Source organism: Pseudomonas wuhanensis (assembly GCF_030687395.1).
Classification (GTDB): Bacteria; Pseudomonadota; Gammaproteobacteria; order Pseudomonadales; family Pseudomonadaceae; genus Aquipseudomonas; species Aquipseudomonas wuhanensis.
Window position 1 is genome coordinate 1,522,357 of the sequence record NZ_CP117430.1, and the last position, 15,800, is coordinate 1,538,156.

General features: G+C 54.2%; 14 protein-coding genes and 2 pseudogenes. 11 read left to right on the forward strand and 5 right to left on the reverse strand.

Annotated features, from left to right (window positions below; all coding sequences use genetic code 11):
* Window positions 1-6: 6 nt before the first annotated feature.
* Both PSH88_RS06940 and PSH88_RS06945 read right to left on the reverse strand, forming a co-directional pair.
* Complete coding sequence (locus PSH88_RS06940; protein ID WP_305425504.1) at window positions 7-1,338, reverse strand: DUF58 domain-containing protein; 1,332 nt, start codon at window positions 1,336-1,338, stop codon at window positions 7-9.
* A gap of 148 nt (window positions 1,339-1,486) precedes the next feature.
* Complete coding sequence (locus PSH88_RS06945; protein WP_305425505.1) at window positions 1,487-2,488, reverse strand: AAA family ATPase; 1,002 nt, start codon at window positions 2,486-2,488, stop codon at window positions 1,487-1,489.
* 442 nt (window positions 2,489-2,930) lie between these two features.
* Here PSH88_RS06945 and PSH88_RS06950 point away from each other — a divergent pair, with 442 nt between their 5' ends.
* The 3 genes from PSH88_RS06950 to PSH88_RS06960 all read left to right on the forward strand — a co-directional run bounded on the left by PSH88_RS06950 (window position 2,931) and on the right by PSH88_RS06960 (window position 8,377).
* Window positions 2,931-4,637 (forward strand): ATP-dependent nuclease, encoded by a 1,707-nt coding sequence (locus PSH88_RS06950; RefSeq protein ID WP_305425506.1) that lies wholly within the window; start codon window positions 2,931-2,933, stop codon window positions 4,635-4,637.
* On the forward strand, window positions 4,630-6,063 hold the full coding sequence (locus tag PSH88_RS06955) for a UvrD-helicase domain-containing protein (RefSeq protein WP_305425507.1): 1,434 nt from the start codon (window positions 4,630-4,632) through the stop codon (window positions 6,061-6,063). The genes PSH88_RS06950 and PSH88_RS06955 overlap by 8 nt, the downstream gene beginning before the upstream one ends.
* A gap of 112 nt (window positions 6,064-6,175) precedes the next feature.
* Window positions 6,176-8,377, forward strand: coding sequence for a hypothetical protein (locus PSH88_RS06960; RefSeq protein ID WP_305425508.1), 2,202 nt, complete (start codon window positions 6,176-6,178; stop codon window positions 8,375-8,377).
* A gap of 267 nt (window positions 8,378-8,644) precedes the next feature.
* On the opposite strand, the pseudogene PSH88_RS06965 reads toward PSH88_RS06960, so the two are convergent.
* Window positions 8,645-8,895: pseudogene (locus tag PSH88_RS06965) on the reverse strand (IS5/IS1182 family transposase); the annotation flags it as partial.
* Between the two features lie 152 nt (window positions 8,896-9,047).
* On the opposite strand from PSH88_RS06965, the gene PSH88_RS06970 reads away from it, so the two are divergent.
* Both PSH88_RS06970 and PSH88_RS06980 read left to right on the forward strand, forming a co-directional pair.
* Window positions 9,048-9,485 carry a DUF6530 family protein gene (locus tag PSH88_RS06970; protein ID WP_305483494.1) on the forward strand — a complete coding sequence of 146 codons (438 nt, stop codon included), beginning with the start codon at window positions 9,048-9,050 and terminating at the stop codon, window positions 9,483-9,485.
* A 238-nt stretch (window positions 9,486-9,723) separates the two neighbouring features.
* Complete coding sequence (locus PSH88_RS06980) at window positions 9,724-10,488, forward strand: CHAD domain-containing protein (protein WP_305425510.1); 765 nt, start codon at window positions 9,724-9,726, stop codon at window positions 10,486-10,488.
* 8 nt (window positions 10,489-10,496) lie between these two features.
* Here PSH88_RS06980 and PSH88_RS06985 read toward each other — a convergent pair whose 3' ends face one another.
* Window positions 10,497-11,237, reverse strand: a complete 741-nt coding sequence (locus PSH88_RS06985; protein ID WP_305425511.1) for a helix-turn-helix domain-containing protein — start codon at window positions 11,235-11,237, stop codon at window positions 10,497-10,499.
* A 100-nt stretch (window positions 11,238-11,337) separates the two neighbouring features.
* A protein-coding gene (locus PSH88_RS06990) for an IS5 family transposase (protein WP_370694687.1) occupies window positions 11,338-12,089 on the reverse strand; the annotation gives its coding sequence in 2 pieces (ribosomal slippage) (window positions 11,338-11,763 and window positions 11,766-12,089; 750 coding nt in all).
* A gap of 154 nt (window positions 12,090-12,243) precedes the next feature.
* Here PSH88_RS06990 and PSH88_RS06995 point away from each other — a divergent pair.
* The 6 genes and pseudogenes from PSH88_RS06995 (at window position 12,244) to PSH88_RS07020 (ending at window position 15,624) form a co-directional block, all read left to right on the forward strand.
* A complete protein-coding gene (locus PSH88_RS06995) occupies window positions 12,244-12,462 on the forward strand; it encodes a hypothetical protein (RefSeq protein ID WP_305425512.1) in 219 nt (72 codons plus the stop codon).
* Between the two features lie 257 nt (window positions 12,463-12,719).
* Window positions 12,720-13,037: a type II toxin-antitoxin system RelE/ParE family toxin gene (locus PSH88_RS07000; RefSeq protein ID WP_348529765.1), complete on the forward strand. Its 318-nt coding sequence runs from the start codon at window positions 12,720-12,722 to the stop codon at window positions 13,035-13,037.
* 1 nt (window position 13,038) lies between these two features.
* Window positions 13,039-13,443, forward strand: a pseudogene (locus PSH88_RS30425) (addiction module antidote protein); the annotation flags it as partial.
* Between the two features lie 466 nt (window positions 13,444-13,909).
* Window positions 13,910-14,134: a hypothetical protein gene (locus PSH88_RS07010; RefSeq protein ID WP_305425515.1), complete on the forward strand. Its 225-nt coding sequence runs from the start codon at window positions 13,910-13,912 to the stop codon at window positions 14,132-14,134.
* A gap of 13 nt (window positions 14,135-14,147) precedes the next feature.
* On the forward strand, window positions 14,148-14,786 hold the full coding sequence (locus tag PSH88_RS07015; protein WP_305425516.1) for a hypothetical protein: 639 nt from the start codon (window positions 14,148-14,150) through the stop codon (window positions 14,784-14,786).
* Between the two features lie 19 nt (window positions 14,787-14,805).
* Window positions 14,806-15,624, forward strand: coding sequence for an abortive infection family protein (locus tag PSH88_RS07020; protein ID WP_305425517.1), 819 nt, complete (start codon window positions 14,806-14,808; stop codon window positions 15,622-15,624).
* Window positions 15,625-15,800: the final 176 nt, after the last annotated feature.

The following is a 15,800-nucleotide window of genomic DNA, read 5'->3' on the forward strand; positions in this document are numbered from 1 at the left end:
AGAAGGCTAGAAGGCTGCGGCCTTCTTCCAGCTCAAATACCGCGTCACCAGCTCGGCCCCCAACTCCCCGGGCCGGGCTTGCAGCACCGCAACACCATGGGCACTCAACTGCTCATGGCGTTGCGCGCTGGCATTCAGGTAGTTCACCGCGCCGCAGTAGGCCAGCCCTTCGTCCAGTGTCTGCACTGGACGTTGACGTATTTCATCGAGCACGTTTTCCCGAAGGCTGGCCACCAACACCCGGTGCTGAGCGCTCAGCCGTTTGACGGCGGTCAACAGGTCTTCATCGTCTTCGTCGCGCAAATTAGTGACCAGGATCACCAGTGCCCTGCGTTTTTGTTTCGCCAGTAATTGATTGGCCGCTGCCTGGTAGTCGGCCGTCCGCTGGGTACTGTCGAGATCGTAAACGCTGTTGAGCAACACGTTGAGTTGACCAGTGCCTTTGACCGGAGCGAGGAAGCGCGGCTGATGGCTGGCGAACGTGCTCAGTCCCACCGCATCGCCCTGGCGTAGCGCGACATAGCTGAGCAACAAACAGGCATTGAGCGCATGGTCGAAATGCGACAACTCATCGTCCTGGCTACGCATGCGCCGCCCGCAATCAAGCATGAAAATGATCTGCTGATCACGCTCGTCCTGATACTCACGGGCAATCGGTGTGCGCTGGCGTGCCGTGGCTTTCCAGTCGATCTGACGCAGGCTGTCGCCTTCTCTGAATTCGCGCAGTTGATGAAACTCCAGGCCCAATCCGCGGCGTTGACGTTGGCGCACCCCGAGTTGGCTGAGCCAGTTATCCACCGCCAGCAATTGGCCGCCGTAGAGGCGGGCGAAGTCGGGGTAGACGCGGGTGTTGTCGACGACGTTCAGTAGACGTTTGCCTGACCATAGGCCCATCGGGCTCGGCAGTCTGATTTCACAGTGTTCGAAGGTGAAGTGGCCGCGCTTGAGTGGGCGCAGGCGATAGCCGATCTGGCTCTGTTGGCCGGGTTGCAGTTCGGCCGACAGGGGAAGCTGTTCGAAGTCCAGGCCGTGCGGCACATGGTCGAAGATGTGTACGTTCAGCGGTTGAGCAAAATCGTGCTCGATGTCCAGTCGCACTTCGCCCCATCGACCGAGCGCCAGGCTGCCGGGCATCTGCCGTTGTGCGCGGGGGGAGGGCAGGCGTTTGAGGCGGATGGCGTCGATGATCGCCAATGCCAGCAGTGCTAACAGTAGTCCCCAGTTGATCGCCAACAGGCTCGATGGAACTGCAATGTCCAGTGCCCGCAATGCGCCGAGCACGATGCCGATGGCCAGCAGCATTGCGAGCCAGATCAGCAGCAGGCGTGTGGGTTTCATCGGCGCATACCTTTTGTGGCGAGGGGGCTTGCTCCCGCTCCAGTGCGCAGCGCTGGCAAGCTCTTCGTCCTGTCAGAAATGTCGGGGCCGCTTCGCAGCCCAGCGGGAGCAAGCTCCCTCGCCACAGGGGTGATCCGCATGACGGTGTTCACAGCCGCGGCGCCGGCACTTGATCGAGCAGTTGCTTGAGCACCTGATCGACTTCCAGCCCTTCGATGTCCAGCTCCGGGGCGATGCGCACACGGTGGCGCAGAACGGCCAGGGCGCAGCCTTTGATGTCGTCGGGAATCACGAACTCGCCGCCGCGCAACAAGGCCCGGGCGCGGGCGCAACGTACCAGCGCGATTGACGCGCGAGGCCCGGCGCCCAGGGTCAACCCCGGCCAGGTCCGGGTGGTGCGGGCCAGGCGCACGGCGTAATCGAGTACCTGATCGTCCATTGGCAGATCACTGGCAATGCGCTGCAAAGCCAGCACGTCCTTGGCTTGCAACACAGTGCGCAATGGTTGCACGTCGAGCATGTCGGCCCGGGTCGAGCGGCTGACCTGGCGCACCATGTTCAATTCCTGCTCGGCATCGGGGTAGTCCATGCGCACCTTGAGCATGAAGCGGTCGAGCTCGGCTTCCGGCAACGGGTAAGTGCCTTCCTGTTCGATGGGGTTTTGCGTGGCGAGCACCATGAACGGTTGCGCGATGGGCAGGGCTCGGCCTTCGAGGGTGACCTGGCGTTCCTGCATGGCTTCGAGCAACGCCGCCTGGGTTTTCGCCGGGGCACGGTTGATCTCGTCGGCCAATAGCAGATTGGTGAATAGCGGGCCTTTGCGCAGTTTGAATTGCTCGGTTTGCAAGTCGTACACGGCGTGCCCGGTGACGTCGCTGGGCATCAGGTCCGGGGTGAACTGGATGCGCGCGTATTCACCGCCGAAGCAGCGAGCGAGGGCGCGTACCAACAATGTCTTGCCCAAACCCGGCACGCCTTCGAGCAGTACATGGCCGCCGGCGATCAGGGCGGTCAGCACATCGTCGATCACGATGTTCTGGCCGATCACGGCTTTTTGCAGTTCCGTCCTTACCGCTTGGGCCAACTGGCTGGCGCGCTGGCGCTGTTGGGCGGCGTGGGTCAGTGTGCCGGGCTCGATCTGTTCACTCATGGTTTCCGGAGCCTTGCTAACTGTTACATGTGTTTTATCTTCCATAAATCAGTTACTTACCTAATTTAACTTTTTTTAAGTTTTTTTCGCGCGTAACGAGTGAGTGATTGCCAATCTGCACGACTGCGATTCCATAGTAACCTCTCATTTGAGCTCGTCTGAAGTGGAGGCTAGGCCATGACGGCCATTTATGTTTGGGGGTAGTGCACCCCAAGTGCCGGTTAGCCTTCTGTGGTCTCGACTTCGACTCACTCTCGTTCGTTTCCGGTCGGACTGATGAAGGGTCAAAAATCAGCGCGCAGCGTCGGGATGGCAAGACGTACTACAGTGCGAACCAGCTCATTAGGTTGGCCGTTCCTTTCTGTGCCTAAGAGAGCGAGTCGGATCGTTACATCAAGAGTTTGCCATTTTTCATAGGTGAAGTTATGGAGGACGTTGCTCGGTGAAAATTAGAAAGATATCGATAAAAAACTTTCGTGGAGTGAAAGAGCTTGATTGGAGCCTTCCAACGGCCGACATTTTCTGCCTCATAGGGAAAGGGGATTCTTCCAAGTCAACCATCTTGGAAGCAATTCGATATACGTTCTACCCTCAATGGAATCTCACCTTCAGCGACTCAGATTTTTATCAATGCAGGATTGAGAATGAGATAACCATCGAAGTCACGATTGGCAGCCTGATTGAGGAGTTCTGCGCGCTTAACAAGTACGGGCATCACCTTCGGGGCTGGGACGCAGCTGCATTGACGCTCATGGACGAGCCAGACGACCACCTGGAAAGTGTTTTAACCGTTCGGCTCACGGTTGAGAAAGATTTGGAGCCGAAGTGGATCGTGGTCTGCGACCGCAATCCAGAAGGTGCTCCTTTCAAGCAAACCGACAGAAACAAAGTCGGGGTGGGACTAATCGGTGCGTACAGCGAGAGAGAGCTTTCATGGGCGAATGGAACCGCATTGGCCAAGCTAACTGAAGCACAGAGCCTGACTGAGCTGTTAGCGAATGCGTCGAGAACTGCCAGAACCTCGCTGGATGCTGACCGGCCAGCCACCCTTAAAAACTTCGATGCTGCGGCTATAAAATCTCAGGCGATCGCGAAGCTCTTGGGTGTTCCCGTATTGGACGCCTACAAGGCGCACCTCGACTTGGCCTCTATAAACCTGAAGGTAGGCGGGCTTGCCCTACATGACGGCGAAATACCGCTGCGTCAGTTGGGCCTTGGATCGCGCCGCATGCTTCAGTGTGGAATTCAGAGGGCGGGGCTTGAAGAGGGCCATATCACCTTGTTCGATGAATTGGAGTTCGGCTTGGAGCCGCATCGAATCACCCGCCTCATCAAGCACATTAGAGAAGACAAGCGCGGACAATATTTCCTGACAACCCATTCGCCCATGGTGCTGCGCGAACTCACGGTGAAGGACCTTTACATCGTCCACAGCAAGGGCGGTGTGGTTCAGATCATTTCTGCTGCTCAGAAGGGGCTCGAAGAACACGAGGTTCAGGGCAAGATTCGATCAAGCACCGAGGCATTCCTGGCGAAGAAAGTCATAGTGTGCGAGGGCGCTACGGAGGTCGGCTTCCTGAGAGGCTTTGACGACTACCAGATAGAGAACGAAAAAGATCCGTTTTCGTTCCACGGCGTAGCGCTGCTGGACGCGAAGGGAGCCAGCAAAGTGAAAGCACTGGCGAAAGCTTTTAAATCACTTTGCTATGACGTGTCGGTGCTGGCTGATGGCGACGCGGAGAAGCAGTTTTCTACCGCCGATGCGGCAGAGCTTGTTGCATTGGGGATTCCGACCTATGTGTGGAGCGACAAGCTTTCACTTGAAGAGCGAGCTTTCCAAGATCTGCCGTGGGACGATGTATTGGCCAGTGTGAAGCTCGCTCAAGATGAGCTGTTTTACCCTGTATACGACCAGGTGCGATCACAGCTTTTGGAAAACTTGGACAAAGATATTGGCACGTGGACGGAAAGCCCCAAGCTACGGACCGCTATCGGTGTAGCGGCGAAAAACTCTGGTTGGTTCAAGGACACCACCAGAGGCGATTTGTGGTTCAAGGCAATCTGCCTGGCCTTCCAGGACGCTGCCTTCGGCAAGAAGAACCTTGCGCTTGAACTCAGCAAGCTTTGGGAGTGGGCAGAGCGTGTCTGATGAACTGGCGATCAAGCTCAACGACTGCACAACCAAGGGGTATGTGATCGCGCCTGCTGGGTATGGAAAGACACACCTCATTGCGTTGGCAGTGCGGGCTTCTAGCGGCAGGCAACTGATCCTGACGCATACCTTCGCAGGCGTGAACTCCATCAAGACAAAGATGGCCGCACTTGGTGTTGCAGCCTCCAAATATCAGGTGGACACGATTGCGAGCTGGGCGCTGCGACTTTGCCTGGCTTACCCCAAGACGTCAGGATGGAAAGTAGAAAACCCGACTAGTAAGCAGTGGAACAAGCTCTATGAGTGTTGTTCTGGTCTGTTAGGGAAGAAATTCATTCGTCAGGCTGTAGCTGCCACCTACGTTGGCGTCTATGTGGACGAGTATCAGGACTGCTCTGAGCTACAGCATGCGTTGGTCTGTGCCTTGGCAGAGTTCCTGCCCAGTCGGATCCTAGGCGATCCTATGCAGGCCATTTTCGACTTTGACGAGGGCAAGCCTGTGGACTGGGACATTAGCGTCTATCCCTCTTTTGGCTGTCTGGGGCAACTGGATATTCCTTGGCGCTGGGAGAAGTCAGGGAATCCGAAGCTTGGCGCCTGGCTCAAGGAGGCACGGAAAAAGATAGAACGGGGCCAGAAGATTGACCTGCTCGGCGAACGGCCACCTAGTGTGGTTCGTGTCCACACCGATCCAGAATACCTCTCCTCAAAACAGTATTCCTCGCTCTGTAATCTACTGAACCATGATGAGAGCGTTATTGCTCTGCATGGTGGGGATCAGCAGTCCAAAAACAAGACTCACCTTTTGGCCCGAAGCATGTCAGGACGGTTTTCCTCCATCGAGGAGGTTGAAGGCAAGAATCTTCATTCGTTCGTCAAAAAATTTGTAGCCGCGAAGACTGTCCAGGCCGGCTTCCTCCTCGCAGTTGAGTTTGCAAAGAAATGCTTCACGGGTGTCGCTGATGCATTAACGGCTGGCACCAAACGAGGCGAGGTGGCCAATCTTCGCAAAGGGACGAGATACCCCTTGGTCTTGAAGGCAGCGAACGACTATTTGAACGAACCTACAAGCAGCCATCTCAAGGCATTCTTTCTGGCTTTGAAGAGCAACCCAGAGACGTCTGCTTATCGTCGTGACCTGCTGTATCGCTTCCTCAACGTGCTGAAGATGCACGTTGACGGTGAAGGGGCAACTCTTGCAGAGGCTGCAAACACGTATCAGCGCGAGATGAGGCATACGGGACGGCCTATCAGTCATAAAAAGCTCATCGGAACAACTCTGCTGGTCAAGGGCTTGGAATATGACCATGCAGTTATCCTCGATGCGGATGCACTTAACGCCAAGGATCTGTATGTCGCGATGACTCGTGGATCGAAATCCCTCACTATCATTGGGACGTGCAGACACCTGCCAGCAAAATAATCTTACGTCATGACTAAGAAGCTCTTGCTCGTTGGTCCAGGCGATAGCATGAGGCTCGGTTCCGAAATCAATAGACCACTACAATCGTCTGCTACCAACTCAAGGAAGAACTATGTCAAAGGTCAAGCTTCCCCCAGAGTCCGAAGTAGTGTCCTGGCTACAACAGCTCATTGAGAAGGAAGAACTGCTTCAGTCGATCCAAGGGCGAGAGGCGATCACCTCCTTAACGGACACGGTAGACCAGGGGTATTTTCTTCCCTCCTTTGGCATCGATTACATCTCTCGACGTGCTTCAGCTGAGGCGGCAGATCATGTCCTGAGCCGTTTGAGCGTTCTGGAGATCATCTCGATCAACACCAGTATCTCACTGACCACAGGGGAGGTGCTGCGCCCAGACATCCTTTGTTTCAACGCTGAGACGAAGACACTCGTGGTTTTTGAGGTCAAAAGGGCCAGCGAAACCGAGAGACAGACCGTCACTGAGCTTGCCGGCTACGAGCAGGAACTTCGGAATATGCTCCCTTTCTTGGGCAATTTCGACGTTTGCTTCGTAGTCGTCGCGGCTGACTGGTCGACGCTTCTCGTGCATGCCGTTGGCAGCATGAACGCATGGTCGGGTAAGCAGTATTTGGCACTCAAGTTGACCAACGAAGAGTCTGGGTTTGGTTTCCTAGCACACCTTCCTGAGGCCTGGCATCTAACCGGCAGTACCAATCTCCCAGTCGAGGCGCTTCCATCAATCGATCTTTACCTCGCCTATAAAGGGATTGACGATCTCGGAAGCGAAGAAGGAAATATCGATTCCGTTGGGGGAAATGAAGACGATGAGCGTTGGCCTCCGAGAATAGTGCTTACCGCCATGGATGTGATTGCTCGAGAAGGCGACAGGGCAGGCTCACATGGCTTTATGATGCTCTGGCGTGATGTCAACGGCTTTGGCCGTGGTCGATGGTGCATTACCCTCACTGCCATTGATCCATATGCAATGCATGCCTGGTGTCGTGATCATGGCCTGCCGCATAGGGAGTCGGAGGCTGCGATTTTCCTGCACAATCGTAAGGATGACCTTCTTGGCCAGACACCGCAGACGGTGTACGACATTGCTAAGGCGGCGTTTCCTCTGCTTAAAGAGCATTTCGATCCTGAATTTTGCGGAGATTTCCATTGGCAACTGAAGACTCGTCAGTACCGCAACCGAGTGGTGCCAACTAGGTTCGATTTCTGGGGAAGCCTCGGGCAACATGCCCGGGAATTTGTTTCTAACCCTGCTGTTCGAAATAATTACATGCCATTCGTTGGTCTCAATCAGCTAGATTGGACTGATCCTTCAGTTGCGATGACGTTAGTAATGAACCTCTCGCTGGGAGCACCGTTCCCCAGAGGTGTGATCAAGTGCAGCGATGCGTTTTTGACCGGTCGCGTGCTTGGCGACCTGGCTGTCGCCGCCTTCAACGCCGCTCCGGACAAAGTGCATGCTGCGAGGATTGAGCCCATGGTTGAGTGGGCGCAATTGGAGGCGCTGCGCTTTGCGATTGAGATGAAGCAAATGTACGACATCACTGAGGAAGTGGTTACGCCAATGCCGATGCTGTCCAATGAACCGGCTAAGCGATTGATGGCCACTGAAGAGCTTGCCCAGTGGGTCAGGGTGGATCTAATCAGTAAACGGCATCCATTCCATCAGGCGTGCTTCGATCTTGGCTACCGTCATGCACTGCTTTTCAATCTACTGAGTGAGCAAGCCATTGATTGCCTCAATCCGGATGAGCTTAGGGCAGCTGCTTGTATCGTGCGTAACATTCTCAAGGGCGTGTTGTCACGGGCGGAAGGCAGCCAGGGTGAGACGTTTCAATCTTCAGGCTTCCTACAATTCATGGCATTCCTAGAGCCGCATTTAGGCTCTGGCAGCCATCTCGGAGACGATGAGGCAATAAGTGTGGCGATTGATGCAATTTCTGACGAAAAGCTCCTTTCAGGCTTCTCTGGTGCCATTGTCAAAGGTGTGGATTCAATTATCCCAGTTGTACTCCATACGACCCGCCCACCCTTTCCTGCGCAGGTAGATTGGGAGTGGCTCAAGTCTGGGATTAAGGCGTTATTTGAAAGTGGAGATCATTGCCCAGCTGTCATTTTCAGCCAGGATGGAATGGTGGGTAGTGGCCGCTTGGAGCGACCCTTTAGGCTCGGGTCTCCTATCAGTGATCCTGACGTGGAGGTCTACGTCCTCGATGAGTCGTCTGCGAGGACTATCGCCATCAAGATGACGTGGGATGAGGTGAAAGAATTTCACGCCAAACGAAGTCAAGGGTATTAATCTGGCTCCAGTATGGGCGAGCGTCGTGCAAGCCTAGGGCAATTTGGCGTACTAGGTCTGAAGGACGCTGTTGTCCGATTACTGCCCATCGCGGCAGGCAGCTATCGGCCCGGAGTGTGTAAAAACGCTCTGACCTCATCGTCTTGGATCATCGAGGTTCGTTGGCTGAGCGATCGCACGGTCAATGCTGCGGGTCGTATCGGTCGCGACCTGGAGCATGTCAACGCTGTTTTTACAGCCATCAGGGATGGGCCAGAACCAGCCTTTTTATGCCGACAGCGCCGTCATCAAACCGTGAGCACCGATGATTTTCATCATCACCTGTTTCATGCTGTAGGCGAGCACATTCAAACTCATCTCCGCACTCACCCCGACCAGCTTTCGGGTTAGGAAGTGCGTCGCACCCGTCCATTGTTTGAGCGTCCCGAAGGGATGCTCAACCGTCCGTTTTCGGACTCGCATCATCTCCGGGGCCCTTTGCTCAGCCGAAGCTGCATTTCCTCCAATACGGTTTCATGGGAGTTTTAAGGCGCAATGGAGGACGCCGATGTGGCCCTGCACGGCTGCCTTGAATTGGATCCCCGTCGTTTCTTTTTTAAGAAGCTGTTTACTAAATTTAGTAAATTTACTAAAGTTAGTAATATTAGTGACTTTACTAGAGAGGGTGTCCATGAAAATTCCGACGTATTTGAAGCACAAACCTGTTCTTGAAGTCGCTAACTACGATCAGCTAGATGGCCCTTACAGGAATAAGACCGATGCGAAAGGGCTTTCGGTGGGACTGGCGCAATGGAACGAGCCCGGTTGCACGGAGATCTCGGCCAAGGTGTGGCGCAACACCGGTGAAAAGTGGTCTCGCCAATCTGAAGAGTTGCCCCTGCATCGGGTGATCGATCTGGCCACACTGGTCTGTGCGGCCATTCGTTACACCGAAAATGGCAACGAACTGACCTCCACGGAAGATTTTCCTATTTCCTTCTCGACCGATAACGAGGAGTTGAAGCGATACCTGGAGATCATGAAAAAAGAGCTGGTAGCCAATAAAGAGCATCTGGACGTGAGCCTGGATCGCTTGGTGATTGCCTTGAAAAAGCTAGGTAAATGCTAGGGGGCGTTCTCATTTGAGCCAAGTAGGGGGCGACGTCGTTAACCAACACCAGGTTCGCAATGCTCTACCGCAACGGCACTGCCTGCGTATCTAATGAGCTCAGTGAAAATGAGTGAGTCACACCAGACCTTCAAGCCGATAATCTATCTGGATCCACAACACAAGCTATCCCGGAAGTTCGAGGCGCTATCCGACCTGCTAACCTCACTCCGTCGTCTTCGGAGTTGGATGGTGTCTGATGGCATTTGTAGACTCGTTCGTTGCCCAAATCGTAGCGCTTGAGGTAGGGCTCTACCATGCTCAAGCCCGAATGGGCGCCAGGACGGACAGTGAAGCGTTGCATGACCTCAGAATCAATCTGCGGCGCATCAGAAGCCTGTTGCGGCCATTGCGTGAGATAGAGGGCATCGCGCCACTGAATGAGGCCGCAGCCGCAGTCGGCAGACTGACCACGCCTGCGCGTGACCTTGAGGTATTGATAGAAGAGCTTGAGGCGCAAGGATTCCCAAAGCAGGCGCATGTCAGAAAAGCGATTCTACAGACCAGCTATAGCCGCATCGTTAAAGCCCGCGCGATCAATCAGCTCTTTTTCCAACTGGATGAGTGGCCTTCAGCCTTCCGAGCTGCTGAGCGTGCGTGCGAGTTAGGTCGAATTAAAAAGACCATCAGCAAACGCTTGCACAAGCAAATCGAGCACCTGAAAGCTGCGTTAGCCGATCCGCAGTTTGATCGTCACCAGCTGAGAATCCTGGTCAAACGTACCCGTTACCTCAACGATGCTTTTCCTCAGCTGTCGCCCCTCTCTGGTGAGGCCGCTGCTTCGCTCAAGACTGTGCAGTCAGCCCTCGGCTCCTGGCACGACCATTTCCAGTGGTGTCTCAGAGCCAAGCACGAAAAAGATTTACAGCCACTTGCGAAAGCGTGGCACGCAGCAGCCGATACCGCACTCTTGAAAGCGGAGTCTCAGTTGGCACAGCTTCTACGACTACTTGCTACTAAATAGAGTGATTCTCAAGAAAACCGATGACAACCTGCGACCAGATGCTTGAGCCTGTCCATGTCCAGGATTTTGACTTCACGGCCTGATACCTCGACCAGCGCATGGTCTCGCAGGTGCGCGATTCCTCGACAAATGGTTTCCAAGCGTAGCCCTAGATATGAGCCGATTTCTTCGCGGCGCATCTTGAGTACAAACTCTTTGGACGAATAGCCGCGCATATTCAAGCGTTGTGACAAGTTCAGCAGAAATGCCGCGAGGCGCTCATCCGAGTTCATGTTGCCTAGCAGCATCAACATGTCGTGATCGCGGACGATTTCCCTGCTGAATATTTTGTTCAGATTGTGCTGTAGTGAGGGCAGTTCTTGAGCAAGTTTCTCCAGGTGATCGAAGTGGATAGCGCAAACTTCGCTGTCCTCAAGGGCAAATGCATTACAAGTGTACAGGCCGCTATTGACAGCATCCAACCCAAGCATGTCGCCAGGCATCTGGAAGCCGGTGACCTGCTCACGACCATCGAGCGAGAGCACATCGGTCTTGAAAAAGCCGATGCGCACGGCATAAAGAAAACGCAATGGATCGCAGGCGCGGTACAGCGCCGCGTCCTTTTTTACCTTGACCCGCTGCATGATCAGGGAGTCAAGCTGCGCGACTTCCTCGCCGGTGAGGCCAAGCGGTAGACAGAACTCCAATATGTTGCAATTGGAGCATGCCAGCTTGAGCGCATGAGCTTGACACGACCGAGTTTCAGGCACGTGATTACCTCCCTTTCGGTATTTTCAGCATAGCTACAGCGAGCAGTAAAGCTGTGTTAACGCGATGAATGGGGGGTGCCCTAGTGCTAGGGGGGGGCAATCAGGCCAACCATATGACAGCTGACACAAGACTCAGCATCGACTGGTAGTTTCTTGCCAGTCGCTCATACCTTGTCGCGATCCGACGGAACTGCTTCAGCTTCTGGAAAAAGCGCTCTACCAAGTTACGTGCCTTGTAGAAATGCCGATCCAGCTGGCGAGGTTTCAGGCGGTTTTTTCTCGAGGGGATGACCGCTTCAGCTCCTTTGCGTTGGATAGCATCAATGAACGCGTCTGAGTCATAGCCCTTGTCTGCCAATACCGCCTCGGGGGTAAAGCCCTCGATCAGTGCTTGGGCTTGGCCGTATTCCGAGGCCTGCCCGGGCGTCAGCAGCAGGCGTAGCGGATTTCCAAGAGCATCCACGACGGCGTGGATCTTGGTACTCAGTCCACCTCGGGATCTGCCCATGGCTTCGGCGTCCTGATCGGTTTTTTTGCCGCGCCATGCTGATGAACCCGCACGATGCTGCCATCGACCATCAGATGCTCCACGTCTGCGTCAGCCGCAAGCGACTCCATCACCTTTAACCAAACTCCCTTGCGTGACCAGCGGCTATAACGCACATAAACTCGATGCCAATGGCCATAGGTTTCTGGGAGGTCGCGCCAGGGTGCACCAGTTCGAGCAATCCACAGCACCGCCTCGATAAACCGTCGGTTATCTCGGGCCGTTACGCCGCGGTCGCTGGTTTTACCCGGCAACAGTTCCTTGATCCGCTCCCACTGATCATCACGCAACCAATAGCGGCACATCCGTTACCCCAAAAAGCGGCGAGACTAATCGACGGCGCTACTGGCATCAAATGAGAACGCACCCTAGGCATAAGCAGCGAAAAGACTCTCCAGTTGACGAACGAAGGGTCTCCACACTTTGGCGACGTTTGCTCCAACAGATAAGGAATCAGTAATGCCCAATGCAGAAGAGAAAGTTCGTGAGCACATCAGATCAATCGATGCAGCGCTTTACCCTGATTTCGTAGATGAGGCGTATTCAACCGTCTGGGGCTACTTGCTGGCCCTGTACGATTTTGAACTTATCTCGGAGAGTCAGCGTGAGGATTTGGATCGTGAAGCTGTTGCTGCCAGAGAAACCCGAAAAGCCAAGCTAGCGAAGAAAAAACGCTAAGTTGCTAAGGGAAAAGCGGCTACCGCGCCCCTGAGCGCTGGCAGATGTTGCCCAGGGCGACAAGTCCCCCGTTCACCACCTGCTCCACTTACAACGGAAAACCTCAATGAAAGCAGGCAATGAGAAGCCCATTGACGCGGTAGCAGCGCGGATTGTCGCGTGGGGGGAGCAATTTGAATACCAGGCAATTGAAACCACCTTGACCTGCGCTCAATCTCGCACCGACAAGGAGTAGCCATATGGCTACACATGGGACTATGATCAATAAGAAAAAAACATACGAGATCCACCAAACTCCCGAATTTGAGGATTGGCTTAACGGTGTGAAGGATGTTCAAGGAAGAGCGGCCATCTTAGCCCGCCTGGATCGCGCCGGTGATGGCAATTTTGGAGATTGCGAACCGGTGGGTGATGGGGTGAGCGAAATGCGTGTTTTCGTAGGACCTGGGTACAGAATTTACTATGTGCGCTCGGGGAAAGCTGAGTTCTTGATGCTCAGCGGAAGCGATAAAACGGATCAAAGGCGAGGTATCAAGCGAGCTAAAACGATCCTCGATGCGCTGAGAGACCAATGATATGAAAGATACGAAATTCAACCCCGAGGATATGCCAATCCTCAGCCTCAACGCTTCTGGTACGACTCGTTATGAAGCTTCGCGCTTTCTCGATAGCCCGGAAGCTATGGCGGCTTATTTGGCTGAAAGTATGAAAGCCGGTGATACGGAAGGTCTCATTCATGCTTTGGCAGAAGTCGCAAAAGCTAAAGGCGTAAACAAAGTCGCCAAGGATGCCGGGGTCAATCGTGAAAGTCTTTATAAGGTGCTGAAAACAGGCGCGAAAACGCGGTTTGAGACCATCAGAAAACTGATGAACGCGATAGGTGTAGAGCTCACCGTACAACCGATTGCAGCACTAGCAGTGGTTTCAAAAGCTGCCCCAAGGGCCGGCAAACCAGCCGCAGCCGTAGCCAAGTCTGCTGCAAAACCTGTTGCGAAGCCGGCGGGGGAAAAACCAGCCGCAGCTGTAGCCAAGCCTGCCGCGAAACCTGCTGCGAAACCTGCTGCGAAGCCGGCGGCGAAAAAACCAGCCGCAGCCGTAGCCAAGCCTGCCGCAAAACCTGTAGCGAAGCCGGCGGCGAAAAAACCAGCCGCAGCCGTAGCCAAGCCTGCCGCGAAACCTGCTGCGAAGCCGGCGGCGAAAAAACCAGCCGCAGCTGTAGCCAAGCCTGCCGCAAAACCTGCTGTGAAAAAACCTGCCACTCCCGCATTCAAGCCTGCTGTACCTGCGGCACCGAAACCTGCTCCCTCGGCGACACCTCATAGCGTGCCCGCTGCTGCCAATACAAATAAGGTTCAGGAAGCTGGCCAAGACAGACTCGCTACACATTCGTAGAGCTGAAAGTCGTAAACAGCGCATAAAAGCAACAAAGCGCGAAGGATGCAGCGTCGTGAAGGATAGTACTGATCCAAATTTGCACCCATTGTTGATAGTTGCCATGTACCACTTGCTTGAACCTTCGACACCACCCGTTCTGTGGGAAGTCGGGGAAACCTGGGTAAGGTTCGATAACGGCAAATACACGATTGGTGCCGATGAACCTGCGACTTACGTTCAGGTGCGCGAACTGCTGATTGAAGCGGATTGGAAGGCCCAACAATGGTTAGACGACTGATCTAGGAAAGCACATGAGCGAGCAAGCAATCACCTACTTCAACCAGGCGCAGATGATGCTACTGGATCTGCACAGCTCCATACTTCGGCATCTGATGGCCACGCAGTCCATGGAAGAGGCACGGCAAGGTAATCAAGAAACGGTGGAGCTGTTCGACGGTGTTGAACAACGTGATGGACTTCGAGACGCATGCAGCGCGGGTTTGGACAGGGTCAAGCTGAAGCTCCAAGCCAATATCCGTGCGATTGAAACCTATGGAGTTTTGATCGACATTGCGGCAGGCGCATTACTGCAAATTTCCAAACAAGCTCTCTCTATCGCTCATGGGAAGAGAGAAAACGCTCCTACAGGGGCGAGTATTTCATCTACATGCGTTAGGGACCTGATTTGGCATGGCCGCAATCAGTCGATGCACTATGAAGAAACGCGCCTAATGCCACTGCGGAACGATAACGGCAAGGTGATTTCTGGTTGCAGCACATGGGTAGAGACATTTCAGAAGCTTAACGAACAGAACCCTGGTCGTTTTGAAATGGCGCCCCCTTATAGGTCGCTGGCCATGGATGTTATAGACGCACTGGAGTGGACCTATGATTACGGTAAGTTCGAGCGTGACATGAGGCATTTGATTGGGGTTCCTACACCACTCTAGACGCATAGGAAAAAGAAGAATGGCCGTAATTAGCGCGTTCGAGCGGCGAAAGCTCGAAAAGCTACTGGGGATGGGAAGCGGCTATGTCCTGGACTTCTCGGATCGTACCTACGCAGATTTCTTTATCGATTACCGTATTGATATTGATGCAGCTCAGTATCGAAGTGGAGGCGACTCCAAGGCCAAGAGGATGCGGGCTTTTTGGGATATTGCACCCAACCACACGGTAGGTAAGGTTCTTGATGGACTCATTACCTATGGTGTGCAGATAGATCGCCTCGGTGACAGCAGTCCGCAATTGACAGACGACTGCCGAAAGATCGCAATGCGATTACTCAGCGATCAGTCGGTTGCGGATCTGGATGCACTAACTGCCATTGCTGATGACCGTGACTTTGAAGTCGTTGCTGAGCATGTGCGTGAAGCCATAGAGAAAAACCAGCCCGAGGGAGGACTCGACCGCCTGCATACCTTCGTTAACAAATTTATTCGGGTCACTTGTGAGCCGCATGGCATTAGCATAAGCAGAGAAAAGCCTCTACATAGCGTCTTTGGCGAGTATGTGAAAGCCCTTCGCGAACGCGGCCACCTTGAGTCGGCAATGACAGACCGCATCCTGAAGTCCAGCATCTCGGTTCTGGAAGCCTTCAACGATGTGCGGAACAACAAGAGTCTCGCGCATGACAACCCGATCCTGAATTACGACGAAAGCTTGCTGATTTTCAACCACGTGGCGTCGTCCATCAGGTTCATCAAGTCGCTTGAGGCAGGTATCAAGGCCAACAGCCTGGCGCAAAAGAATGACCTCCCTCCGTGGGACGAAACCATACCCTTTTAATATCAGCCTTTGACGAACCCAATTTATTCAAGGAAAAGTGGCCGTACGTTGGATCAAGGCGGCTCAGGACCAAAAACCTCAAGCAAACATTGACCAGAACCGTTCATTGTTCATCACAGAGGTCGAGTAATTTCCCGCTCAGGAACCCCCAAGCCCCGCCTTGAAAGTGGGGCCGA